Origin of the sequence: Streptomyces sp. NPDC005722 (assembly GCF_040630935.1) — a bacterium.
Taxonomy (GTDB): Bacteria; Actinomycetota; Actinomycetes; order Streptomycetales; family Streptomycetaceae; genus Actinacidiphila.
The window spans coordinates 168,062-192,515 of the sequence record NZ_JBEXYN010000014.1 but is presented as its reverse complement, the minus strand read 5'-3'; the positions used below and the strand labels follow the sequence as shown (position 1 = coordinate 192,515).

Below are 24,454 nucleotides of genomic sequence, written 5' to 3'. Positions count from 1 at the left end.
ACGGCATCCCCGTCCTGGGCGCCCAGTACATCGTCCGCATGACCCACAAGAACGGCCAACGCACCGTCACCGGCACCTCCGGCACCTACTTCACCAACCTCGACCTCGACACCACCCACCCCACCCTCCCCGCCCCCACCGCGGTGGAGCGTGCCGTACGGCAGGTCGAGGACTCGCTCGCCCGCGGCCCGCGCCCCACCGCCGGCGGCGGGTCCGCCGCGTCCTCCCGCCCCGCGGACGGGGCCGGCCTGACCGGCACGGACCGCGGGCTGACCGTGCTGCCCAACGGCAAGGGCGTGCTGGCCCGCCACGTCACCGTGCGCGGCACCGACCCCGCCACCGGCGCACCCCTGGTCCAGGAGGTCTACGTCGACGCCGCCACCGGGGTGCTCCGCTACGAGGCCGGGGCGCTGCGCACCCTCACGGCAGCGGCACCCGCCAACAGCGCTGCGAGGAACGGCACTTCGTCGGCGTCCGGCACGCCCGCCGCTCCCGCGGGCGGATCGACGGAGGTCACCGGCAGCGGCAGGCTGCTGAACGGCGCGACGGTGCCGCTGAACCTCACCAAGGACGCCACCACCGGCCAGTACCTGCTGCGCGACACCGCGCACATGGCCGGCAGCAAGAGCCACAACGTCATCCAGACCTGGGACGGCTCCAGCCTCTGGTGGATGGACCTCGACGAGCGGTGGCCCGAGGGTGCCGTGCCGTTCGCGATGCCGACCACGAAGGCGCCGCAGGAGATGACCGACAGCGGCGCGGTCGACGCCCACTGGGCGGCCGGGAAGGTCTACGAGTTCTACCGCGGCACCTTCGACCGCGACAGCCTCGACGACAAGGGCATGGCCCTCAACTCCCTCGTCGGCGTCACCGCGGAACTCGGCTACCCCTGGGTGAACGCCTTCTGGGACGGCAGCAAGATGGTCTACGGCACCGGTGACGACGAGTACCGCTCGCTCGCCTCCGACCTGGACGTCGTCGGCCACGAGATGACCCACGGCGTGGTCGAGCACACCGCCGACCTGGTCTACGCCGGCCAGTCCGGCGCCATGAACGAGGCCATCGCCGACTACTTCGGCAACGCCATCGACGTCACCGTCAACCGCACCCCGATGACCGACCCCGACGCCGGCCTGATCGGCGGCGACCTCTGCCGCACACTGGCACCGAAGGACTGCGCCTTCCGCGACCTCAACGACGGCGCGGACACGGGGGACTTCATCAGCATGCCGCTCGGGTCGCGCAGCGACCAGGGAGGCGTCCACCTCAACTCGCACATCTTCGGCGGCGCGCTGTGGGACATCCGCGAGAGCCTGGGCGGCGAACTCGCCGACGAGATCGTCTACAAGGCGCTCACCTCCTACATCACCCCCCTCGACGGCTTCACCGAAGGCCGTGACGCGGTCCTCGCCGCCGCGAAGTCGCTGCACGTCAAGGGCGACCGCATGGCGAAGGTCAAGCAGGCCTTCGAGGCGCACGGCATCGTCCCCGGCTGGGAGAAGGCCCTCGGCCTGGACAGCGACGTCCTGCTCGGCCGCCTCGGCACCCTGGAGACCGGCGTCGCCAACGACATCGGTCCGGCCACGGGCGGCGGCTGGTGGGCGGTCCCCCGCTCCAGCGCCGACAGCGCGGCCCCGTACTCGGTGTGGACCGGGCGACTGGACGGGAAGGGCAAGGCCCGTCAGGTCTCCCCGGAGGACGGGCGCTACCACCTCAGCCCCGTCACCGACGGCAGGCGCGTGGTGTGGCTCGCCGTCGGCGACACCTACGACCTCATGTCCGCCCCCGTGACCGGCGGCCCGGCGAAGCGGCTCTACAGCACCTCCTCCGCCTGGATCGGCAGCCTGAGCATGGACGGCGACACCGTCGCCTGGTACGAGAACGGCGACGAGGGCCGCACCACCCTGCGGTACCTCCAGGGGTCCGACCCCGTCCCGCACACGGTCCCGCTGCACCGCCCCGACGCCACCACCGCCGGCGCCGACGTCCGGGCCGAGTTCCCCTCCGTGAAGGACGGGCGCATCGCCTACACGGTCAGCGGCTGGTGGGGCGACGACCCGGACCACCGGCGCGCCGCCGTCGACGTCTTCGACACCCGCACGGGCAGGACCTCGCTCGGCACCCCGAGCCGCGCGGTGTGGACCAGCCGGCCCGTGGCGACCGGCTCCGGGGTGTACTGGCTCGCCGACGCGGACCCCTACGACGCGGGGCAGCCGGCCCTGCGCCGCAGCGGCCTCGACGGCTCGGGCACGAAGGACGTGATCCCGGAGACCTCGACCGCGGCCCTCGGGGCCTGGACCCTGACCGCGTCGGACACGGCCGTCACCCTCACCGTCGACCCGCTGTCCCCGACGGACCTGCCGTACCTGGACACCAGGCTCGTCCAGTTCACTTCGAAGGGTGCCCCGCTGGGCCGCGTCTCGTGCGCCCCGGGCCGGCAGACCTACGCGGTGGCCGCCACCGGTGGCCGGGTGCTCTGGCTGGACACGACCACCACGTCCTTCGACCTGGTGACCCGCTCCCGTCCGGCAGGTGACTGCGGCTGACCGTACGCCGTGCGGGTGGGCCGGGCCGGGGTCCTGGACTCCGGCCCGGCCCACCCGCACGCCCGGCTCGGGCTCCGTCAGCGCGGCATCGGCAGTTCGACCAGGCCGGCGAGTTCGGCGCGGGTCGCCGGCCGCAGCGTGGACAGGACGTGGCGGGCGGCCGGGAGCCCGGCCTCGCCGGACCCCTGCAGGTACACGGTGACGACCAGGCCGTCGTGGGGCAGCCGCAGTTCACGGGTGGGGTGGTCGCCGCCGTAGAGGACGAGCAGGCGCCCGCCGCCGTCGTCGCGGCACTGGATCTCCTGGCCGAACGGGACGGGGCAGCCACGCGCGTCGACGCGCCGGGTGTCGTATCCGGCGCGTTCGACCCGGAGGCGGAGGGCCGCCGAGCCGCCCTCGTCGGCGGCGCTCTCGTAGCGGGCGCCGAAGCCGTCGGCGCTCGCGCCCCCGACGCGCAGGACGTAACCGGGCGGCGCGTCGCCGACGCGCAGCAGGGCGTGGTCCACGCGGTTGGCGCTCAGCCACGCGTCGAGGGTGGGCGGACGTGCGGCGTCCCAGGCGGCGTACGCGCCGCCCGCCGCGAGGACGACGGCCGCGCCCAGCGCGGTGAGCCGGGCCCTGGCGCCGGGCAGGAAGAACGCGGCCGCGAGCGCGTGACAGGTGCCCCCGGCGGGGAGGAGCACCTGGTACCCGAGTTCGCCGACGTGGTGGAGCACCACCACCACGGTGAACGCCCCGGCGGTGCCGAACGCGTGGACCCCGGCCGTCCAGACCGCCAGACCCGCCGTGCGGCGGGTGAGCGGCACGACGCTCCGGGCGGCCCTGCCCAGCGCGGCGAGCAGCGCCACCGCAAGTACCGTCGTGCACGCGAGCGCGGCGGCCAGGACCACCGGCCTGCCGAGGAACAGCGCGACGAGCACCACCTGGAACTGCACGGCGGTCAGGGCGCAGCCCGCAAGCCAGACCGCCGCCAGATGCCCGCCCACGGCGGTGGCGTCCTTCTTCCCGATCATGTCCTGTGACCACGCGCGAGCAGGCGCTCCGGTTCCACGCCCACCCGGTCCGGGACCGCCGGCCGCGGGACGGTGAGGGCGGGAACTCCTGATCGTTCAGGTGTACGGGCACGTACCGCGCCCGACGTACCGACACCGTGAAGGAGCAGCCATGACCGCTGGGGAGGACGGCCGGACGGGTGTCCGCGACGACGCCGGGGAGGACGCGCCGGGGACGGCGGCCCGCCGTGGACGGCCCCGGAGGGCCCGCGGGCAGCGACCCTGGTGGCAGGAGCTGCCGATCCTCGTCGTCGTGGCGCTGGTCATGGCCCTGGGGATCAAGACCTTCCTCGTGCAGGCCTTCTCCATCCCCTCGGGCTCGATGCAGAACACCCTGCAGGTGGGCGACCGGGTGCTGGTCGACAAGCTCACCCCGTGGTTCGGGGCGACGCCGCAGCGCGGCGAGGTGGTCGTCTTCCGCGACCCGGGCAACTGGCTGGACGACCAGCCGCAGCCGACCGGCGGCAACGTGATCACGAAGGCGCTCGCGTTCGTCGGACTGGCGCCCTCCTCCGACGAGCGGGACCTCATCAAGCGCGTGATCGCGGTCGGCGGCGACACCGTGGACTGCGAGAGCGGCAAGCCGGTGACGGTGAACGGGAAGCCGCTGGACGAGCCGTACGTCTACCCCGGCGCGACGCCCTGCGACGACCTGCCGGTCGGGAAGGTCACCGTTCCCGCGGACCACCTGTGGGTGATGGGCGACCACCGCGACGCCTCGCGGGACTCTCGTGCCCATGTCCAGGAACCGGACGGCGGTTTCGTGCCGCTGGACGACGTCGTCGGCCGCGCCTTCGTCGTCGCCTGGCCGGTGCCGCGGTGGTCCACGCTGCCGGTGCCCCCGACCTTCGACCGGTCGTGACCTGCGGCGCCACCGCCCCGTACGGCAAGGGCCGCCTTGCTTGACCCCTCGCGGCACGACACCGACAGTGGTGAGGTGCCGCTGCGGGAGCGCTTCCCGCCGCGCGAGGACGAGAGAAGGCGATGCGGCCATGACCGCTGATCGCAACGGGGCGGCCAACGGTTCCGTCCAGGTGGTCCAGAAGTCGGCCCAGATCCTGGACTGCTTCTCGGTGACCACCCCCCGCCTCCAGGCCTCGGAGATCGTCCGCAGGACCGGCCTGCCGTCATCCACCGTCGCGCGCATCCTGCGCACGCTCGTCCGGGAGAACCTCCTCCAGCGCGAGGGGACCGCCTACAGCATCGGCCTGCGGGTGATCGCCTGGTCCGCGGCGGCCAGCGCCGCGTCGGACCTGATCGCCAGGGCGAGACCGGTCGTGACGGCGCTGCGCGACCACTGCGGCGAGTGCTGCGGCCTGCAGGTCCGGCAGGACGGCAGGCGGATCACCGTGATCTGGGCGCAGTCGACGCACTCGATCGTCTACCGGGGCCACGAGGGCCAGGTCATGCCCCTGCAGCCCAGCGCGGCGGGCAAGGTCTTCATGGCCTTCGACCCGGAGGTGCTGGCCCTCGTCCTGGACGAGGGCCTGACGGCCAGGACCCCGCGGACCGTGGTGGACCCGGCGGTGCTGCGCGGGCAGCTCGAGGAGGTCAGGGAGCAGGGCTGGGCGTTCTCCGAGCAGGAGCTCGAACCGGGCCTGAACTCGTTGGCCGTCCCGGTCCGCTCGGGCGACGGCCGGGTGATCGCAGCGGTCAGCGTCGGAGGGCCGTCCCACCGCCTGACCCCCGCCCGGGCCAAGGACCTCGCCGCCCAGGCGATGGAGTGCGCGTTGGCCATCGCGGAGGGCCGGATGTGGCGTGGCCGTGGTTAGCCGGGCCGTGTCGTCACCTGCCCCCGGCGTCATCCGGGGGAGCCACCGGGCCCGCCCTCCGGGACGGTTTGGGCACCTCCCGGCGCGAACCGGGGAGCCCGGGTGAGGGCACGGCCCGGGCCGCTTCCTCGAACCGGCCCGACGCCCCGCGCCGCGGACCGGCCCGCGCGGCGCGCGCACGCTGCCGGCGGGCCCGGAGGCCGTTCGACGAGCGCGACCGCGTCGCGCATTGCCGTCCCCGCGTCCCGACGCCGACCCGGTTGCCTTGACGATGCCGAATGCGGGTCGCACAGTGGATACCGCATTGCGGCAATGGCTTCCACGATGCGGCAAGGTGAGGACGGTGGGGCCATGATCCACACGAGTCCGCGCACCACCCGGCGCCCGGACACAACCGGTGCCGGACCTGCTCCGGTGCCCCTGGCACCCGGCGATGCCGGACGCCCCGTCACGTACCGGCGGCAGCCGGTGTTACCGCCCGCCCCGCACGGTTCCGCGACGGCGGCCGTGTCCCGGGCCCCCAGCGCAGGCCGCCCCTGAACGTTCCGGCCGACCGGCCGGATCCCCACCGGGCCGGGTGACGTCCCGTCCGTCCGCAGGTGCGTGGTCAGGCGTTCCCACCGTGCCGGAGGGCGCACGCGTACCGCACGCGTCCCGTCCGCGCCCGGCGTACGACCACCCGCAGGACCCCCCATGAACCTCTTCTCTTCCCCCGTCCCGGCAGCAGCGCGGGCAGGGCACCGCGTCCGCCCCTCGGGAGCGCGCCTCACCGGCGGACGGGGGAGGCACCTACGGCACGCCCGCCGGGCCGGCGAACGCGTCCCGAGGGCGGGCATCCGCACGCAGATGTCCCTCCCGGCCGGACTGATCGCGGCGATCACCCTGGCCGGGGCGTTCGCGCCCGTGGCCATCCACCTGTCACCACTGCTGGTGGCCGCCCCCACCTCGACGGCCGCCTTCGCCCGCGCCCGGTTCACCGCGTGCGTCGCCCTGGTCGCCAGCGCGGCGATGCTGCTCGTCGACCGCCACGACGGGCTGCTGCACTCGTCCGTCCTGCCCATCCACATCGGCGCGCTGCTGGCGGTCTCCGGTTTCGTCATCGCCGCGCGCACCCTGCACGACCGTGACCTGAGGGAACTCAACGAGGTGCGGGCGGTGTCCGAGGCGGCGCAACGGGTGCTGCTGCGGCCCATCCCGGCCCGCATGGGGCCGCTGCGCATCGCCTCCGTCTACCGCGCGGCCGCCGCGCACGCCCTGGTGGGCGGGGACCTGTTCGGCGCCACCCGGACCGACCACGCGACGCGGTTCCTCATCGGCGACGTGCGCGGCAAGGGGCTGCCGGCCGTGGAGGACGCCTCCGCACTGCTGGGCGCCTTCCGCGAGGCCGCCCACCACCACGACACGCTGCCGGAGCTGGCGGCCTCCCTGGAGCGCAGCGTCCAACGGCACCTGGCCCAGCTGACCGAGGCCGACCCCGAGGCCGGTGAACACTTCATCACCGCCCTCCTGGTGGAGGTGCCCGACGGCACCGACGCCGTACGGGTCGTCAGCTGCGGTCATCCGCCGCCGCTGGTCCGGCACGACGGCCGGGTCACCGCCCTGGAGGCGCACCGCCCCGCACCGCCCTTCGGACTGGCCGGCGACACCCCGGACGACTTCCTCCTCGACACCTTCGACTTCGGCGCCGGGGACACCCTCCTCCTCTACACCGACGGCGCCATCGAGGCCCGCGACGCCTCGGGCGGCTTCTACCCCCTGTGCGAACGGGCCGGCACCTGGGACTGGGAGGGTCCCGAAGAGCTGCTCCGGCAGGTCGGCGACGACCTGGACGCCCACACCGGACGGCGCCTCGACGACGACCTCGCGATGGTCGCGGTGCAGCGCCCCTCGGTGCCGGGCAACGGCCAGGGCCCGCCCTCCCCGCGGTCGCCCCATCCGGCGGAGGCCGCCCCGTGAACGGCGGGCGCGCGGCGGCGCCGGAGGGACGCACCGGTCACGGAAGGACGCTGGCGAGCATGATCTCGCTCCACGTCCCGTGGGGCCTCGGCCCCCTGCTGCTGCTGTGCTACCTCGGCGCGGTCTGCGCGGTGCAGCTGGAGGCGTCCGAGGGCGGCCTGGTCCGCTGGTCGCCGTACTCGGAGTTCGCTCCCCTCGTGGCCGCCGCCCTGCTGCCCGTCCGGCGCACCCTCGTCATCGGCGCCGCGACGCTCGTCGCCAGCGTGGTGATCTACGGCTTCGCGATCCGCGGGGTGTCGGCGGGCGGCCGGACAGTCGTCATCCTGGCGGCCGTGCTCTCCGTCGCCCTCAGCCTCGTGCTGTGCCGGGCGCGGCTGTGGCTGCAGCGCAGACAGTGCGCGGCGGCCGGCGCCTGCTTCACCGGGGATCCCGACGCCACGACCACGGCGCACCCCTTCGAGGGCGGCGGCATGAACGCCCCGACCGCCCCCGGCGACCTGCTGGTGACGGCACTGCCGGGGTCGGCCGCCGTGGAGGTCGTCGGGCGCTGCACCACCCCGTGCGACCACTCCGGGCCCAGCGCCCACTGGCTCGACGCCATCCCGCTGCCCGGCGCCCGGGTCGCGCTCGTGGCGGGCACGGTCTCCGCGGAGGTCGGGACGGTGACGGGCGCGGCGGCCGCCGAACTGCGGGCGGCGGTGCGCACGCTGGCCGACATCGACCTCCAGCCGGAGGAGCTGCTCACCCACCTCGACGACGTGCTCGGGCGGCTGCGGCCCGCGGGCACCGGGGTCAGCGCCGCCTGCCTGTACGCGGTCTACGACCCGGTGTCCGGCCGGTGTTCGCTCGCCGCCGCGGGGCACCCGGCGCCCATCGTCGTCACCCCCGACGGCGAGGTCACGACCATCGCGCTCCCGGCGTCCCGGCCGCTGGGCAAGGCACGGCCCTCCTCCGGGGCCACCGAGGTGGAACTCCCCGCCGGCAGCCTCCTGCTGGTGCACACCGGGACCCGCCCGGGCGAGCCGGCCGACGAGGCCCTCCTGAGCAGCCTCGCCCGCACCGGGGAGGACCTCCCCTCCCTGGAGACCGTCTGCCACACCGTCCTGCGCGCCCTGCCCGAGGCCGACCGGCCCGGCGCCGCGGTCCTCGCCGCGCGTACCCGCACCTTCGGCAGCGGCGCCGTCGCCACCTGGGACCTGACGCCCGACCCCGCCGCGGTCGCCAACGCGCGCAAGCACGTGGCGGGCAAGCTCGCCGCCTGGGGCCTTCCGGACGCGGCCCAGACGACCGAGCTCATCGTCAGCGAACTCGTCACCAACGCCATCCGCTACGCCCATCCGCCGTTCCGGCTGCGCCTGATCCGCCACGACAACGGGCTGACCTGCGAGGTCTCCGACAGCAGCAGCACCACCCCGCACCTGCGGCGGGCCCGCACCCTCGACGAGAGCGGCCGGGGGCTGTTCATCGTCGCCCAGCTCACCCAGCGCTGGGGCTGCCGCCACACCGAGGACGGCAAGACCATCTGGGCCGAACAGCCCTGCTGAGCCGGCTCCGCCGGCGCGGAAGCGCGGACCGGCGAGCCGAACAGGGGTGGCCGGCCGGAGCGGTCGAGGCGTGGCGCCGTCGATCGCCGGGCCGCACGGTGGGCGCGCGCCCGGGAGGCCGCCGTACCGGCCGTCCCCCGGTGCCCTGCGGTGAGGTCGACGCGAACGTCGTGCCCGGCCCGCGCGCGGAACCGTACTGCGCTGCTCGGCCGCGTCCCCGAGCAGGAGCACGGCGCACCGCCACCGCGCACGGCGCCGCCCGCGGCCGCGCACCCCGGAACGACGAAGTACCGCGGGGAACGCTGACATCCGCTTCGCCGGAATGACAAGATGATCGCAGGGCGACTTCCCGTCAGGTGACGGGAGTACGACACGTGAAGAGAGCGCGAAGGCGGACCACGGACCATGCTCGAATCCATCGGCCTGAGCCGGCAGGACGAATCGGTGTACGAGGCCCTCGTGCGCAGGGTGCACGCCACGGTCGCGGACCTGGCGCACGACTGCCGGCTGCCCGCTCCCGCGACGCGCCGCAGCGTGCGGTCGCTGGTCTCCCTCGGGCTCGCCGTACGCTCCACGGGGCGCCCGGTCACCTACGCCGCGGTCTCCCCGGACAGCGCGCTGGAGGCCGTACTGCGCGACAGGGAACGGGCGTTGAACGACGTGCGCTCCCATGTCGCGGGCCTGATGGACCTCTACCGCGCGGGCACGCGCTTCGTGAACCCCGGCGAGCTGGTCGAGGTCGTCTCGGGACGCGACGACGTCAACCGCCGCTGGGCGCAGCTGCAGCAGAGCACACGCACGCAGGTGCGGGGCTTCGACCGGCCGCCGTACGCCTCGCACGAGGAGCACACCGAGCCCAACCCGATCGAGCTCGAACTGCTCAAGCGCGGCGTCGCCTACCGCGTCATCTACGACAGCACCGTGCTCGCCCTGCCCGGCTGGCTCGCGGACGTCACCGTCGGCGTCCGGCACGGGGAGCAGGCCAGGGTCGCGGCCGGCCTGCCGATGAAGCTGGCGATCTCCGACGACCGGCTCGCCATCATCCCCCTGCTCCGCCCCGGCGACCACGCGGTGACGGCCTCCTACCTGATCCACCCCTCGCCCCTGCTCGACGCGCTCATCGCCCTCTTCGAGACGTTGTGGGAGCGCAGCGTCCAGGTGCGCCTGCCGGCGACCGGCGCCTCCTCGGTGCGGCTGGAGCAGGCGCCCGACGAGCTGACCGCCGAGGAGGCGAAACTCCTGACGCTGCTCGCCGCGGGCGCCACCGACAAGTCCGCCGGCCGCGCCCTGGGCTGGAGCGAACGGACCGTCCAGCGCCATGTCACCCGGCTCATGCAGCGCTTCGGCGCGCAGACGCGTTTCCAGATCGCCATGGAGGCCACCCGACGCGGGTGGATCTGACAGGCCGGGGCGGCGCGACGGTGAAGGACCGGTGAGGAACGCTTCCGCCGCGCCACCGGGGCCCGTGTCGCCCGGAAGGCACGGTCTACGATCAACGCTGCCGAATGAAGACCGCTCACCTCCGGGGGACATGGGGCCGTGGACGACCGGGATCCGATACTCGCCGACCGCTACCGCCTGGTGCGCCCGCTGGGGCGCGGCGGCATGGGGGAGGTGTGGGAGGCACAGGACGTCAGCCTGCGGCGGCCGGTCGCCGTCAAGGTGATCTCGGTGCTCGCGGGCGGCGGCAGCCGCGCCGACGAGGCGCGCGCCCGGTTCCTGCGGGAGGCGCGGATCACCGCCGCGCTCCAGCACCCCCACATCGTGACCGTCCACGACCTCGGCGAGGCGGCCACCGAGGAGGGCACCACGCCGTTCCTCGTGATGGAACTGCTGCGGGGCGAGGGCCTGGACGCCGTCGTCCGGCGCGGGCCCGCCGGCGAGGAGGACGCGGCGCGGTGGGGGGCGCAGGTGTGCGACGCGCTGACCGAGGCGCACGGCGCCGGCGTCCTGCACCGCGACATCAAGCCCGCGAACCTGTTCGTCACGGCCTCCGGCAGCCTGAAGGTGCTGGACTTCGGGATCGCCCGCGCCGCCGACCCCTCGGCCACCGGTGACCGGCTGACCCACACCGGGTTCATGGTGGGCACGGCCGCGTACATGGCCCCGGAGCAGGCCCGCGGGCATCCCGAGCAGCGCAGCGACCTGTACTCCCTCGGCTGCGTGCTGTTCGAACTGCTCACCGGGCGGCTGCCGTTCGACGCCCCGGACACCCTCGGCTACGTCACGGCCCACCTTCACGACCCGCCCCCCGCGCCGAGCAGTCTCATGTCCGGCGTCTCCGCTCCGTGGGACCGCCTGATCGGCCGGCTGCTGGCCAAGGACCCGGGCGAGCGGCACGAGTCGGCCGCCGTGCTCGCCGACGAACTGCGGCGTCTGGGCGGTGCGCGGCAGGCCGTACCCGCGGCCCGCGGGCAGTACACCCCCACCGCCGTCGACCGGGAGGGGCACGCGGCGGGTCGTCCCGCGGCGGCGACCATGCCCCTGGCGCCCGCGGGGCCGGCGGCCGGCGCGCCCATGAGCCGGCGCACGCTCCTCCGTGGCGGCGCGGGCGTCGCCGCGGTCGCGGTCGCCGGAGGGGCGGCGGCGATGTACCTGACCGGCGACCCGAAGCGGGACCCGGTCGCCTGGTCGCAGCGGATCCCGAACGTCGACCTGATCAACTCCGACGGTCCCGACGTCGTCCTGGCCGACGGGCGGTGCCATGTGGCCGCGGGCCACTACTGGAAGGACACGGCCGCGCTCCACACCTTCGACCTCGCCACCGGCAGGCCTTTGTGGAACGTGTCCCTCGACTCGGCCTGGTCCCGCGAGGCGCGCTTCACGGTGGTCGGCGGCACTCTGCTGGCCCTGACCGGCGACCCCGCCGGCAAGGGCGGACGGGTGGACGCCTTCGACGCCGCCACCGGCGAGCGCCGGTGGGGGAGGTCGGTGACCTACGGCGCCATGGGACTGGACGTGCACCGCCCCAGCGGCCTGCTGATCAGCGGTGAGGACGGTTACGTGACCGGAACCGATCCGCGCACCGGCGAGGAGCGCTGGTCGACCGACGTGTTCTCCCCGTACACCGCCACCTGGATCCTGGCCGGCGACCTGATCCTGTGCAGCCGCGGGATCGCCCTGTCCGGCAGGACCGGCGAGAAGGTCTGGACACGCAAGGACTTCGAGCCGCAGGGCCACTCGGCGCGGCCCCTGGGGAAGGGCCTGCTCTGCTACGAGGCCGGCCGGACGGACCCGGTCGACCTCGTCTGCCGCACGGCGGAATCGGGCGAGGTGATGTGGCGCAGCCCGTTCCAGAAGACGAAGCCGGAGGCCTACGTCGTCGGGGCCTACCAGCCGCTCGACGAGCTGGTGTCGGGCACCACGGTGTTCCTCCCGCTGGCCGCCGGCTCCCGCCGGGAGCCGACCGCGCTGAACGGGCTCACCGGCGAGCCCGCCTGGACCTGGGGCGGCACGTACCGGGCGGCCGGTCTGGAGGAGCGGGCGACCAGGAGCGTCGCGGGCGGGTTCGTCCTGCCCACGGGATCGGGATCGTTGTGCCTGGCCGCCGAGGACGGCACGGAACGCTGGCACGCCGATCCGCGGCGGGTGCAGACCACCGGCGCGTACGCCCTGCTCTCCGGGACGGGGCGGGCACGGGTCTTCCAGCGCTGGAGCAGCGTACGGGTCGTCGAGGTGGAGCACGGCCGCACGCTCTGGTCAGGGCAGTTCGACAGCGCCGCCGTCCCCGCGCCCGCCGCGAACGGCGACTTCGTCGCGGTCCTCGACGGCGGCGGCACGCTGTGGGCGATCCGCGTGTGAACCTGCCGAGGCGCGGTGCGGCCGGCGTCGGGCGGCCGGCGTCAGGCCGGTCCACCGGGGCCCCACCGGGGCCGCGGTGACGCACCGCGCGCCGTGTCGCTTGCCCCGGACCCAGCGGGATGTCACAAAATGTCCGGGGTGCCGCGGGCACCGCAGGCGTTCCGACGACGAGCCGCCAGGGAGTCCTCTTGGGTACCACCGTCGCAGATGTCATGGTCGCGGCCCTCGCGGCCTCCGGCGTACGGCGGGTGTACGGCCTGCCGGGGGACTCGCTCAACGGCTTCACCGACGCGCTGCGGCGCAACGGGGCCGTCTCGTGGGTCCACGTACGGCACGAGGAGACCGCCGCCTTCGCCGCGGCGGGCGAAGCCGCGGTCACCGGGCGGCTCGCGGTGGCGGCGGGCAGCTGCGGGCCGGGCAACCTCCACCTCATCAACGGGCTGTTCGACGCCCAGCGCAGCCGCGTGCCGGTCCTGGCGGTCGCCGCGCACATCCCGCGGGCCGAGATCGGCGGCGAGTACTTCCAGGAGACGCACCCGCAGGAGCTGTTCCGCGAGTGCAGCGTCTACCGCGAGATGGCGAGCCTGCCGGAGCAGGTCCCCCGGCTGCTGCGGATCGCGATGCGCTCGGCGCTGGAGCGCAGGGGCGTCGCGGTGCTGGTCGTCCCGGGCGAGCTGTTCCTGGCCGACGCCGACCTGCCCGTGCCGCCCCGGCCGGTCGTCGCGGCGTCCTCGCACGTACGGCCCGGCGACGCGGACCTGGCGCGCGCCGCGGAGGTCCTCAACCGGGCGGAACGGGTGACCGTCCTCGGCGGCGCGGGCTGCCACGACGCGCACGACGAGGCGGTGGCGCTGGCCGACGCGCTGAAGGCGCCGATGGTGCACGCCCTGCGCGGCAAGGAGTTCCTGGAGCACGACAACCCCTACGACGTGGGGCTGACCGGCCTGATCGGCTACAGCTCCGGCTACCGGGCGATGGAGCACTGCGACGCCCTGCTGATGCTGGGCACCGACTTCCCCTACCGCCAGTTCTACCCGGGTCCCGACGTGCCGGTCGTCCAGGTCGACGTACGCGGTGAGCACATTGGGCGGCGCACCGACGTCGACGTCCCGCTGGTCGGCACCGTCAAGGACACCGCCGCCGCGCTGCTCCCGCTGCTGCGGCCGCGCACCGACCGGTCGTTCGCCGACCGGATGACCGGGCACTACCGCAAGGTGCGCGGCCGTCTCGACCACCTCGCGGCCGCCGGGCCGTCGCACTCCCCCATGCACCCGCAGCACGTGGCCGCCGCCGTCGACAAGCTCGCCACCGAGGACGCCGTCTTCACGGCCGACGTCGGCACCCCCACCGTGTGGGCGGCGCGCTACCTGACGATGAACGGCCGCAGGCGGCTGATCGGTTCGTTCAACCACGGCACGATGGCCAACGCGCTGCCGCACGCCATCGGCGTCCAGGCGGCCCATCCGGGGCGGCAGGTCGTGGCCCTGTGCGGGGACGGCGGCCTGAGCATGCTGATGGGCGAGCTGCTGACGCTGCGCCGGCTGGACCTGCCGGTCAAGATCGTGGTCTTCAACAACACCGCGCTGTCCTTCGTCGAGCTGGAGATGAAGGCCGCGGGCATCGTCAACTTCGGCACCGACCTGGGCGAGGCGGACTACGCCGAGGTCGCGCGTGCGGCGGGGCTGTTCGGCGCCAGGGCCGAACGGCCGGGGCAACTGGAGGAGGTACTCCCGGCCGCGCTCGAGCACGACGGCCCGGCCCTGGTCGACGCCCGTACCGCACGCCACGAGCTGTCGCTCCCGCCCAAGATCACCTACGGCCAGATCAAGGGGTTCACGCTCTTCGCGACGCGGACGATCCTCTCCGGCCGGGCGGACGAGATCGTGGAGCTGGCGAGGACCAACCTGCGGGACCTCGGCTTCGACTGAGCGCCGCGCCCGCCGCGCCGGGGCACGGCGGGCGCGGTGCGCCGTCAGGGCTGCAGCCACCAGGGGCTGGAGTAGGCGACGCCCAGGTCGTTGCAGGGGTGTCCGGACGGCCCCGGCTGCCCGTTGGGCTGCGAGGGGTCGGAGACGCGCAGCACCACCCAGGCGCCGTCCTCGACGTCGAGCGGCACGGTGAACTCGGCCAGGCTGCCGGACGTGGCCGGGACGACCTCGACCACGGTCGGCGCGTCGGAACCGGGGCGGAGCACCTGGATGTTCAGGGGCTTGCCCAGCCAGTCGGGACCGCGGTCGAGGTCCACGGCGAAGCGCACGTCGCCCGCGGCGAGCGGCAGGACGCCGCCCATCTGGACGCCGTCGGCGGTGGCGTCCAGCCGCAGCCCGGAGAAGCGGGTGGCGAAGAAGCGGCGGGCACGCATGGCCTCCAGCACGCCGGCCCGGGTGTTCTCGGTGACCCAGAGCCCGGCGCGGCCGACGCCCTCGACCTTGCCCCACTCGGTTCCGTGGTGGTCGCTCACGCCGGTGATCCCGGTGCGCCACCCGGCGTTGAGGACGGCGTTGAGGTGCGAGGACTTGCGGTCCGACCAGCCGTCGAAGAGGTAGTCGTCGCCGCGGTTGAACATCTCGACGCTGACCATCTTGTCGCGCACCGCGGCCGAGTAGGCGAAGTCGTTGAAGCGCCCGATCTCGCGGCCGGGGTGGTTGAAGCCCGCCACGGCGTCACGGCCGGCGATCCAGTTGTAGAGGGAGCCCATCGAACTGGCGCCGCCCAGGTCGACGTACTGGTCGGTGAACCACACGTTGGCGTGGCCGAGGAGCGGGTGCGACCACTCGAAGCCGCGGATCGCGGTGTAGGCGCCGGGGACGTTCGCGGCGTTGGCGAGCTGCCGGGTGCGGTCCCACTCGCCCTTGGAGAGGCCGTTGATCGACAGGAGGGTGGTGTGGTCGGTGAGCGCCGCCACGTCGAGCCCGGCGTCCCGCATGGAGGCGAACGCGAGGGCGGGGTCACCGTCCCCGTCGGACATCAGGGTGTGGTTGTGCAGGTCGGCGTGGACGAGTCCGGTGCCCTGGGTGACGAGCGAGGCGCGGGACGCCCCGGCCCGGTTGGTGGCGGGGGTGTCCGCGGCGGTACGGGTGCCCGCGGCGAGGGCGGTGCCGGGCAGGGCGGCCGCGATCAGCAGGCCGCCCGCACCGGCGAGGAGGGAACGTCGGCTGGGTCCGTGCGCGTGCGTGTGCGCCGTGTCGGCGTGGTGTCCGCTCATGGCGGCCAGTACATCCGGTTGACAGGAGCATGGTCGGAATCGCGGGTTCCCGGCGGGTGAACGCCACGCGCCCGACCGGTGCCGCTCAGCGGGGCGCGTCCGGCGCGACCAGCGTCCGCACCAGCGGGACCCGGACCAGGACGAACGCCCCCGCCACGACCAGAAGGGCACCCACCATCATGGGCGCCCGCCACCAGCCGGCGCGCAGGTGCTCCTCGAACACCGTCACACCCAGCGTGAGGCTCAGGGCCGCGTCGCCCAGCGTCAGCGCGGGCTGGGAGGCCACCAGGGGCCCGGACTGCATGGCGTTCTGCAGGAGGAAGACGGCCGCGACCCCGACGAGGGCGAAGCCGTACGTCTGCCACGCGGTGAAGAAGGCGGCCGGCCCCTCGCTGTCCCACGTCTGCGTGGCGTCCTTGAGCAGCCCGGCGGTGAGCGCGTAGCAGACGGCCGCCGAGAGCCCGAAGCAGGCGGCGCGCACCCGGCCCGCGGGACGCCGTACGGCGGTGCCGACCAGCACCAGGACGGCGGCGGCACAACTGGGCAGCGCCAGGGCCCACATGCCGGTGTGCGGCCGGTCCACCCCGCCGCTGGGCGCCGCGGCCCACAGCCCCACGCCCAGCCCCACCACCGTGGCGGCGACCGCGGCCCAGCCCCGCGGCGGGAGCCGGCGGCGCAGCACCAGACCGCCGATGAACAGGGCGAAGGGCAACTCCAGCACGAACAGCGGCTGGACGAGCGAGAGCGCGCCGTTCAGCAGCGCGAGGGCCTGGAACGCGGCGGCCGCGACCACCGCGCCGAACCCGGCCAGCCAGACGGGCTTGCGCAGCAGTTCGCCGAGGAGCGCCGGACGCAGGCCCACCGCGAGCGGCACCGTGCGGGCGGCGTAGCGCTGGAGCACGGTGGCCAGGGCGTTGCTGACCGCCGCGAGCAGCGCGAACAGCACGGCAAGGGTGGTCTGCACCAGGCCTCTCCTCCGGATCCCGGCCCACGCTAACCGCTGCCCGCCCCCGCCGGGCCGCACGACGCGTCGGCGCCACGGCCGGGCTCCGGCAAATGCGGTTGACGCCCCTCGCCGTGCACCGGTTTCCTGCTGCGATGTCGACCCTTCGCATCGAACGGCCCCACGGCGACGCCATGCTCGAGGACTGGCGGTTCGTCCACAACACGATCATCCCCACCGGCCCGCTCTCCCTCGACGACGTACGGGAGCGCTCGCGGCGCAACCACCTGGAGGTCGCGTACCTCGATGACGCGGTCGTGGGCTGCACCACCGTGCGGCCGCCCGCCGGCGAGGACGCCACGGCCACGGTCATCGCCCGCGTACTGCCCGGCCACCGGCAACGGGGCTTCGGCACCCGGCTCTACACCCGGGGCCTGGACCGGGCGCGCGAGATGGGCGCGGCGGCGGTGGAGACCGTCGTCCTGGTGTCCAACACCGAGGGGTTGCGCTTCGCCGAGGCCCGGGGCTTCGTCGAGGTCGAACGCTATGTGCTGCCCGGCGACACCATCGCCTACGTCACCCTGCGCCTGCCCTGAACCCCGCCCGCCCCGAACCCCGACCGCCCCGGCCGGCGCCTCAGGAGTGGTCCGCGGGCGCGCTGCGGCGCAGGTAGCGTTCCGCCACCTCGCGCAGCCGGTCACGGCCGAAGCTGCGCCCGTGGCCGGGGTGGACGACCGAGACGTCCAGCCCGGCGAGGAACGCCGCGGTGCGCCGGTAGGACGGCACGTCGGACTCGGGCAGGTCGTCGATGAGATGGCCGTCGTAGACGGCGTCGCCGGAGTACAGCACCCCGGTGCGCTCCTCCAGCAGGCCGACGGAGCCGGGCGTGTGGCCGGGCAGGTGGACGACGGTGAGGACGCGGTCGCCGAGGTCGATCCGGTCGTCCCCGCTCACGGTGCGGGTGAGGGTCACCGGGCCGATTCCGTAGCCGCCGGGGTCGTACCCGGGGTCGGGCAGGGCGTCCAGGAGTAGGTCCGGGAAGGAGTCGCCCACCTCCTCGGCGCCCAGCCGCTCGGCGAGTTCGGGCCCGTACAGGCTGGCCGGCACCCCGCGCGCCAGGGCCGCGGCGTCCGCGGTGTGGGCGGCACGGTCGGTGAACTCGTGGGCCCCGCCGACGTGGTCGAGGTGCGCGTGGGTGAGGAGCAGCAGCGGGTCGCGCGCGAGGACGTCCGGGATCTCCCGGCGCAGCGGCACCACCCCGAGCCCGGCGTCGACGACGAGGTCACGCTCGGAGCCGCGCAGCCACCACACGTTGGCCTTCACGATCTGGTGGACGTGGGGCTCGCCGATCCGGACGAGGCCGTCCTCGACGTCGCGTTGCTCGTACCAGTGCGTCATACCGGCCCAGTGTCCTCGCCCCTGGCCCGGGCCCCGCAGGAAGGGGGCGGGACGGGGAAGGGCGGGGGCCGGACCCGGAGACGGGGTGGCCGGGCCTCCCCGGCAGCGGTGAGAGCGCTGCCGGCGACGACCCGGCCACCCCGGTCGCGGACCGTCAGTTGCGGATGATGTTCTCCGCCTGCGGGCCCTTCTGCCCCTGGGTGACGTCGAACGTCACGGCCTCACCCTCGACCAGTTCGCGGTAGCCGTTGCCGGCGATGTTCGAGTAGTGCGCGAACACATCGGGGCCACCTCCGTCCTGTGCGATGAAGCCGAAGCCCTTTTCCGAGTTGAACCACTTCACGACGCCTGTCGCCACCGCGTCCATCCTTCACGTGCCAGCTGAAGAGCCACGCCGACTGCGTGACCCGCGGTCGCCTCCTGACGGAGACGGCCACGGAGCCCTCTTTACCCGATGCAGGGCGTTTTTACGCCGGGTCCTCGCATCTGTACGTCCCCTGCCGCAACGGACCGCCTCGCGGCGGGCTCCCGGCCGGCTCCCCGGGGCGCCGCCGGCCGGAGGGGCCGCGGACGGACGGCGACGGAGCGGCGACACGAATGCGCGGCGCTCTCCGGCGCCGCTCCGCACCGACTTCCGCACATTCGTGGAGCAATGCCCGAAGTCGGCCGGAGGAGCCCGCCGGACTTTTTCGCGACTAAGGGTCGACACGCGTAGATGTTTTAGGTTAAATGGTGCATACGCTGCCGCGGCAATCCCTCGGGAAAGCCTTGCGGACCCCTTGTGACGAGTTCGTGTGCGTGATACGTTCCCGGCGTCAGCGGGGAGTGTGGGCGGAAATGCATAAAAGGCAATCTGTCGACCGTGTCCAAGAAGCGTCCGGTGATCTCGGACCGAACACGTTATTAGATTCGGACGAATTCAGTCCGAAGTTCCTCATGCTCGGACCGGTGAGGATAGCGGACGACGGCAACGTCATAGCGCTCCAGCCGTCCAAGCCCGCCAATCTCCTCGCGGCACTTCTTTTGCACCCCAATTCCACGGTGTCCGCGGAATTCCTGCAGCGGGTCGTCTGGGGCGAGGAGCGCCCCGTCAGCGCGAGGTCGGCACTGCACACCTGCGTGCAGCGGCTGCGGCAGCTGTTCGCCAAGTACGGCATCGCCGGGACCCTCATCGAGGCGGTCCCCGGGGGCTACCGGATCGGCGCCGACGCCGGCTCGCTCGACCTCATCGCCTTCCGCGACCTGCTGCGCGCCGCCGACGGCACGTCCGACCCGGAGCGCGAGCTGCGCGTCCTGCGGACCGCGCTGGCCCTGTGGCAGGGCCCCCTGCTGGCCAACATCCACTCCGACACCCTGCAGCGCGAGGTCGTGCCCCGGCTGACCGAGGAGCGGCTGCGCGCCATGGAGCGGGTCTTCGACCTGGAACTCGCACTGGGGCGCTGCCGCCAGGTGCTGTCCGAGCTGTGGCCGGTGGCCCGCTCCCACCCGGCGCACGAGCCCTTCTGGGCGCAGCTCGTCGAGGCGCTGCACCGCACCGGGCGGCGCGCCGAGGCGCTGTGCGAGTACCGGGTGGTGAAGGAGTACCTGCGCAGCGAGCTCGGCGTCGACCCGGGGCCGGCCCTGCAGCGCCTGGAGCTGGCGGTGCTGCGCGGCGACGACCTGTCGGCCGGACCTCCCGGACGTCACCGCCCGCATTCCGGCGCCAATGGTCGAGACCATTCCGGAGGCCGTTCGGATATCGCACGGGCGGCGCACCTGGCCGGAAAGCCTTTGCTGTCCCGAGGCGCCGCGCAGGTGCTCGAAACACTCCTCGGGGCCGGCCTCCTGGAGGAGGGCCCGGACGGCCACTACCGAATGCACGACTCGCTCCGGATTCTCGCCCGCGGGGCGATGGAATTACGGACGGAGGCGTCCGGTCCCGATATGCCCGCCACCCCCTGAACGCCGTTCCCCGGCGGCCGGGATGTTACCGCCGGTATCCGTTGTCCGCTGACCGCGCCCGAATGGGAGTAATGACGGCATGACCGCTGCGTACGAGGAAGTCGCGCATTCGTATCCCCGTATCCGCCGTGACGTCCTTTTCACCGGGACTCCGGACGGTGTCGTATTCCATAATGCTCACGGCGGATTCAATCTGCGGGGCAGATCGGCCTACCGGTTCGCGACGCTGGTCGTTCCCCACCTGAACGGGACGAACCGGGTGGAGCAGATCTGCGCGGGCCTGGGCGAGCAGCAGCGGGCCATGGTCGGCGAACTGGTGGGCGCCCTGTACGGCAGGGGCTTCGCCCGCGACGTCGTCCCCGGCAGCGACGGACTCGACGAGCTGGCCCCCGAGGTGGCGGAGCGCTTCGCGGCGCAGGTCGACTACATCGACCACTACGTGGGTGAGGCCGGGAGCCGCTTCCGGCGCTTCCGCGACACCCGTGTGGCGGTGCTGGGCGACGACCCGGTGGCACGGTGGTGCGCGCTGAGCCTGGTCCGCAACGGCTGCGCGGCGCTCGCGCTCCCGGCCGCCGGCGGTCCCGGTGCCGACCCCTTCGCGGAGGCGCTGCGCGAGGTGGCGGGACTGGAGGGCGACGGCTGTCCCGTCGAGGTCGTCCGCCGGGACGTGACCGGCGACGACGGCTGGGACGACCTCGCCGGCTACGACGTGGTCCTGACCACCGGGGCCCCGGGCGCCGCCCTGCGGCTGCTCGAGGCCGGGATCCCCGAGGACGTACGGCTGCTGCCCGCCTGGACCTTCGGCGACCAGGCGGTGGTCGGCCCGGTGATGACGGCCGGGACCTCCGGCTGCTGGTCCTGCGCCGCGCTGCGCCTGGGCTCCAACGGCGCGCCCGGCGCGGCCGCGGACCTGTGGAGCGCGGTGCGGCTGGACGACCCCGGGCAGGCCGGGCAGGGCCGGGTCTCGGGACCGCCGGCGGCCATGCTCGGCAACCTGCTGGCGTACGAGGTGTTCCGGCTGGTCACCGGTGTGCTCACCCCGGAGACCGAGGGCCGCCTGGTGCTGCAGGACCTCGACTCCCTCGACGTGGTCACCGAACCGCTGCTGCCGCACCCGCGCTGCCCCTTCTGCCGGGAGGACGAGGAGCCCGCCGCCGGGGCCGCCCTCACCGCCGCCGACCTGACGGACGGCCAGGAGGCGCAGGACAGCAAGGACGGCCAGGAGGCGCAGGACGGCCGGCACCTGGCCGAGGCGGGGCCCCGGGAGGTGGCCCCCGAGGCCGACGCGGACGAGGCCCTCGCCGCGCTCGACGCCCGCGCGGTGCTGACGCACGCGCGGACCGGGGTGTTCGCCGCGTTCGGTGACGACGCGTGGGAGCAGACCCCGCTCAAGGCCGGGACCGTCCGGCTGGCCGTGGGGCACGACGGCCCCCGGGAGATCACGGCGTTCGACGTCCACCACGTGGCGGGCGCGCGGCTGCGGGCGCTGTACCGGGCCGCGGAGGTGTACGCCGAGCATGTCGTCCCGCAGCGGGAGGTCGTGGCGGGGGCAGCGCTGGAGGCAGCCCGCGAGAAGTGGCCGCTGCTTGTCCCGGCCGCCCTGGACATCGCCTCGGGCACCGGCGCGACCGCCGACTCGGTGCACGCCTGGGTCCCCGCGACGTCGCTCGGCGAGGCCCGTACCGCCCTGGTGCCGGCGGCGGCCGTGCGGACCTTCGGCAACCACAACCACGACCGCCTCTTCGTGGCGACCTCCGCCGGGTCGGCCGCGGGACCCTCGCCGTCGCGGGCGGCCGTGCGCGCCCTGTACTCCGCGGCCGCCTTCCACACGCTGACCGCGGCGCTGCGCTCCGCCTGCCCCGTGACGCCGGCGCCCGCGCGGTGGGCCGCCGGCGACCCGGAGGTGGTCTTCCTGCGGCGCTCGGCGGTGAACCTCGGGCTGGAGGCCGAACTGCTGGAGCTGGGCGGCCCCGACGGGCTCGCCCCGGTGATGTTCGCCCGCGCCCGGAACCCGCGCACCGGGCGCGCCGTGTGGGCCGCCGAGGCGGCCCCGACCCGCCGGGAGGCCGCGGTCGGCGCGCTGCGCGACCTCCTGGGCCAGGTGCAGCTCGGCCGGGACGACGCGCTCACCGCGCCCCTCGACACCGGCGACCCCTTCCTGGGCGACCTCGACCCCATGACCGTCGCCGTCACCGGGGAGGCGGGGGAGGCGGGGGAGGCCGAGGACGCGACCCCGGCCGCCGACGGCGCCGAAGTGCTGCGCCGGGCGCGGCAACGCGGCCTCGACGCCCTCGTCGTGGCCACCGGTTCCGCCGACCTGCGCTCGGCCGGCGTCCACGTCGCCCGGGTCCTGCTCACGCACGGGGCCGTGGATGCCCTCTGACGTGAGCGTGCGGACGCCCGCCGCCGACGTCGTCGTGGCGGGGCTGCTCGCCGACGGCCTGCGCCGGCACCCGCGCGCCGGCGCGCCGCCGCGGGTCACGCTGCTCGGCTTCCGGGACGAGCAGCGGGTCCCCGCGGGCGGCACGCCCCGCTCCCCCGCGCCCGTGCACCTGTACGGTCACCACGCCCTGGTGGGGCCGGTGTCCGGCGCGGACGCGGAGCCGGCGTGCACCCGCTGCCTGGCCCGGCGGTGGCAGGCCGTACGGCCCGGCATCCTCCGTGACGCCCTCGAACTCGGCTCCGCCACCCGGCCAGCGGGGAGCTGGCCGTTCACCACCGCGTTCGCCATGGACGCCGTCGCCGCGCTCCTCGCCGCCGCGGAGGCCGCCCGGGGAGCGGGCGCGGCGGGCCGCCATCCCGTCGTCCACCTCCTGGACCTGGAGAGCCTGGAGGTGAACCGGGCCGTGGTCGTCCCCGACGCCGAGTGCCCGGACTGCGACCGCCGCGTCCCCGACTCCGCCGAGGGCGCCACCATCACGCCCCGCAGCGTGCCCAAGGCGGATCCCGCGGGCTTCCGCGGCCGGCCGATCGAGGAGTACGACCTGCCGCTGGAGGCCTTCGTCAACCCGGTGACGGGGATGCTGGGGCCGTCGGTGGCCCCGGACCTGACGTCGGCGTCGACCGCCTCCACCGTCGGCGCCTTCACCCTGCGCTCGGGTGCGTACCTGCGGGAGTCCTACTGGGGCGGCCACACCGGCAGTTACGCCCGCAGCGTGCGGGTCGGGGTGCTGGAGGGCATGGAGCGGCTGGCCGGGATGCGGGCCCGCGGCAAGCGGACCACCGTCGTGGCCCCGCTGACCGCGCTCGGCGACGACGCGCTCGATCCGCGCACCTGCGGGGTCTACTCGGACGCCTTCTACCGGGCCCAGGACGTGGTGCGGCCGTTCGCCCCCGACCGGCCCCTCCCGTGGGTGTGGGGCTACTCGCTGCGCGACCGGCGCCCGCTGCTGGTCCCCGAGGTGCTGGCGTACTACCACGCGCCCGGCGGCCTGGAGAACCGCTTCGTGCAGGAGAGCTCCAACGGCTGTGCCTCCGGCGGCAGTCTGGAGGAGGCCGTGCTCTTCGGGCTGATGGAGGCCGTCGAGCGGGACGCGTTCCTGATCGCCTGGTACGCCGGGCTGCCGCTGCGGGAGATCGACCCGGCGACCAGCGGACGCGCCGCGACCCGGCACATGGTCGAACGGCTGGCGATGTACGGCTACCGCGCCCGGTTCTTCGACACGCGGATCACCTTCCCCGTCCCCGTCGTCACCGCCGTCGCGCAGCGCGTCGACGGGGGCACCGGTGCGCTCTGCTTCGGCGCCGGGGCCGCGTGGGACCCCGAGGCGGCCCTCGCCGCGGGCCTGTCGGAGATCGCCACCGACGCCGTCAAGCTGCGCCGCCGCACCGAGCGGGACCACGACCGGCTGGCGGCGATGGCGGCGGACTTCGGCGCGGTCCGGGTGCTCCACGACCATCCGCTGCTGTACGGGCTGCCCGAGATGGCCCGGCACGCCGCCTTCCTGCTGGACCGGGAGGAGCGGGCCTCGACGCCGCCACTCGCCGTGGCCGGCCTGCGGACCGGCCGCCCGCCCGCCGCGGATCTGCGCGAGGACCTGGAGGCGGCCGTCTCCGCCGTCACCGCCCGCGGGTTCGACGTCGTCGTGGTGGACCAGACGATGCCCGAGCAGCGCGACGCCGGCCTGCACACGGCATCCGTCCTCGTACCCGGGCTGGTCCCCATCGACTTCGGCTGGTACCGCCAGCGCGCCCTGCACATGCCCCGGTTGCGCACGGCCCCGCGCGAGGCCGGGTTCACCGGCCACGACCTGCGGACCGAGGAGCTGAACCTCGCCCCGCACCCCTTCCCCTGAA

General features: G+C 74.6%; 17 protein-coding genes. 12 read left to right on the top strand and 5 right to left on the bottom strand.

From position 1 onward, the window contains the following. A partial coding sequence (locus tag ABZ479_RS18850) for a M4 family metallopeptidase (RefSeq protein ID WP_500462616.1) occupies positions 1 to 2,546 on the top strand: 2,546 nt, incomplete at its 5' end. 77 nt (positions 2,547 to 2,623) lie between these two features. On the opposite strand, the gene ABZ479_RS18845 is transcribed toward ABZ479_RS18850, so the two are convergent. Next, positions 2,624 to 3,559 carry a hypothetical protein gene (locus tag ABZ479_RS18845; RefSeq protein ID WP_500462615.1) on the bottom strand — a complete coding sequence of 312 codons (936 nt, stop codon included), beginning with the start codon at positions 3,557 to 3,559 and terminating at the stop codon, positions 2,624 to 2,626. Positions 3,560 to 3,710: 151 nt separating this feature from the next. On the opposite strand from ABZ479_RS18845, the gene lepB reads away from it, so the two are divergent. The 7 genes from lepB (at position 3,711) to poxB (ending at position 14,599) form a co-directional block, all read left to right on the top strand. Beyond that, on the top strand, positions 3,711 to 4,460 hold the full coding sequence (lepB, locus tag ABZ479_RS18840; protein ID WP_500462614.1) for a signal peptidase I: 750 nt from the start codon (positions 3,711 to 3,713) through the stop codon (positions 4,458 to 4,460). Between the two features lie 130 nt (positions 4,461 to 4,590). After that, positions 4,591 to 5,370, top strand: a complete 780-nt coding sequence (locus tag ABZ479_RS18835) for an IclR family transcriptional regulator (RefSeq protein ID WP_500462613.1) — start codon at positions 4,591 to 4,593, stop codon at positions 5,368 to 5,370. Positions 5,371 to 6,216: 846 nt separating this feature from the next. Then, positions 6,217 to 7,326, top strand: coding sequence for a PP2C family protein-serine/threonine phosphatase (locus ABZ479_RS18830; RefSeq protein WP_500462612.1), 1,110 nt, complete (start codon positions 6,217 to 6,219; stop codon positions 7,324 to 7,326). A gap of 59 nt (positions 7,327 to 7,385) precedes the next feature. Further along, entirely contained in the window at positions 7,386 to 8,870 is a 1,485-nt protein-coding gene (locus tag ABZ479_RS18825) for a SpoIIE family protein phosphatase (RefSeq protein WP_500462611.1), read from the top strand. A 405-nt stretch (positions 8,871 to 9,275) separates the two neighbouring features. After that, positions 9,276 to 10,271, top strand: coding sequence for a helix-turn-helix transcriptional regulator (locus tag ABZ479_RS18820; protein WP_499608517.1), 996 nt, complete (start codon positions 9,276 to 9,278; stop codon positions 10,269 to 10,271). 138 nt (positions 10,272 to 10,409) lie between these two features. Further along, positions 10,410 to 12,671: a protein kinase domain-containing protein gene (locus ABZ479_RS18815; RefSeq protein WP_500462610.1), complete on the top strand. Its 2,262-nt coding sequence runs from the start codon at positions 10,410 to 10,412 to the stop codon at positions 12,669 to 12,671. Positions 12,672 to 12,859: 188 nt separating this feature from the next. Continuing rightward, positions 12,860 to 14,599 (top strand): ubiquinone-dependent pyruvate dehydrogenase, encoded by a 1,740-nt coding sequence (gene poxB / locus ABZ479_RS18810; RefSeq protein ID WP_500462609.1) that lies wholly within the window; start codon positions 12,860 to 12,862, stop codon positions 14,597 to 14,599. A 44-nt stretch (positions 14,600 to 14,643) separates the two neighbouring features. On the opposite strand, the gene ABZ479_RS18805 is transcribed toward poxB, so the two are convergent. After that, entirely contained in the window at positions 14,644 to 15,876 is a 1,233-nt protein-coding gene (locus ABZ479_RS18805) for a CehA/McbA family metallohydrolase (RefSeq protein ID WP_500462608.1), read from the bottom strand. Between the two features lie 85 nt (positions 15,877 to 15,961). Further along, the gene (locus tag ABZ479_RS18800; protein ID WP_500462607.1) at positions 15,962 to 16,840 is read right to left on the bottom strand and encodes a DMT family transporter; all 879 of its coding nucleotides are present in this window, start codon (positions 16,838 to 16,840) and stop codon (positions 15,962 to 15,964) included. 134 nt (positions 16,841 to 16,974) lie between these two features. On the opposite strand from ABZ479_RS18800, the gene ABZ479_RS18795 reads away from it, so the two are divergent. Continuing rightward, complete coding sequence (locus ABZ479_RS18795) at positions 16,975 to 17,415, top strand: GNAT family N-acetyltransferase (protein ID WP_500462606.1); 441 nt, start codon at positions 16,975 to 16,977, stop codon at positions 17,413 to 17,415. A 40-nt stretch (positions 17,416 to 17,455) separates the two neighbouring features. Here the strand turns inward: ABZ479_RS18795 and ABZ479_RS18790 are convergent, their stop codons facing one another. Beyond that, positions 17,456 to 18,217, bottom strand: coding sequence for an MBL fold metallo-hydrolase (locus ABZ479_RS18790; protein ID WP_500462605.1), 762 nt, complete (start codon positions 18,215 to 18,217; stop codon positions 17,456 to 17,458). Positions 18,218 to 18,371: 154 nt separating this feature from the next. Next, positions 18,372 to 18,575, bottom strand: a complete 204-nt coding sequence (locus tag ABZ479_RS18785) for a cold-shock protein (RefSeq protein ID WP_018557881.1) — start codon at positions 18,573 to 18,575, stop codon at positions 18,372 to 18,374. A gap of 590 nt (positions 18,576 to 19,165) precedes the next feature. Here ABZ479_RS18785 and ABZ479_RS18780 point away from each other — a divergent pair. The 3 genes from ABZ479_RS18780 to ABZ479_RS18770 all read left to right on the top strand — a co-directional run bounded on the left by ABZ479_RS18780 (position 19,166) and on the right by ABZ479_RS18770 (position 24,453). Further along, positions 19,166 to 20,158: an AfsR/SARP family transcriptional regulator gene (locus tag ABZ479_RS18780; RefSeq protein ID WP_500462604.1), complete on the top strand. Its 993-nt coding sequence runs from the start codon at positions 19,166 to 19,168 to the stop codon at positions 20,156 to 20,158. Between the two features lie 259 nt (positions 20,159 to 20,417). Then, a complete protein-coding gene (locus ABZ479_RS18775; protein WP_500462603.1) occupies positions 20,418 to 22,541 on the top strand; it encodes a TOMM precursor leader peptide-binding protein in 2,124 nt (707 codons plus the stop codon). Continuing rightward, positions 22,531 to 24,453, top strand: a complete 1,923-nt coding sequence (locus ABZ479_RS18770; protein ID WP_500462602.1) for a TOMM precursor leader peptide-binding protein — start codon at positions 22,531 to 22,533, stop codon at positions 24,451 to 24,453. The genes ABZ479_RS18775 and ABZ479_RS18770 overlap by 11 nt, the downstream gene beginning before the upstream one ends. The last annotated feature ends 1 nt before the right edge of the window (position 24,454 follow it).

Bases quoted from the DNA above. Each gene is read 5' to 3' on its own strand.
- ABZ479_RS18845 (WP_500462615.1), bottom strand. From the start codon at position 3,559: ATGATCGGGAAGAAGGACGCCACCGCCGTGGGCGGGCATCTGGCGGCG.
- lepB (WP_500462614.1), top strand. From the start codon at position 3,711: ATGACCGCTGGGGAGGACGGCCGGACGGGTGTCCGCGACGACGCCGGG.
- ABZ479_RS18835 (WP_500462613.1), top strand. From the start codon at position 4,591: ATGACCGCTGATCGCAACGGGGCGGCCAACGGTTCCGTCCAGGTGGTC.
- ABZ479_RS18830 (WP_500462612.1), top strand. From the start codon at position 6,217: ATGTCCCTCCCGGCCGGACTGATCGCGGCGATCACCCTGGCCGGGGCG.
- ABZ479_RS18825 (WP_500462611.1), top strand. From the start codon at position 7,386: ATGATCTCGCTCCACGTCCCGTGGGGCCTCGGCCCCCTGCTGCTGCTG.
- ABZ479_RS18820 (WP_499608517.1), top strand. From the start codon at position 9,276: ATGCTCGAATCCATCGGCCTGAGCCGGCAGGACGAATCGGTGTACGAG.
- ABZ479_RS18805 (WP_500462608.1), bottom strand. From the start codon at position 15,876: ATGAGCGGACACCACGCCGACACGGCGCACACGCACGCGCACGGACCC.
- ABZ479_RS18795 (WP_500462606.1), top strand. From the start codon at position 16,975: ATGTCGACCCTTCGCATCGAACGGCCCCACGGCGACGCCATGCTCGAG.
- ABZ479_RS18790 (WP_500462605.1), bottom strand. From the start codon at position 18,217: ATGACGCACTGGTACGAGCAACGCGACGTCGAGGACGGCCTCGTCCGG.
- ABZ479_RS18770 (WP_500462602.1), top strand. From the start codon at position 22,531: ATGCCCTCTGACGTGAGCGTGCGGACGCCCGCCGCCGACGTCGTCGTG.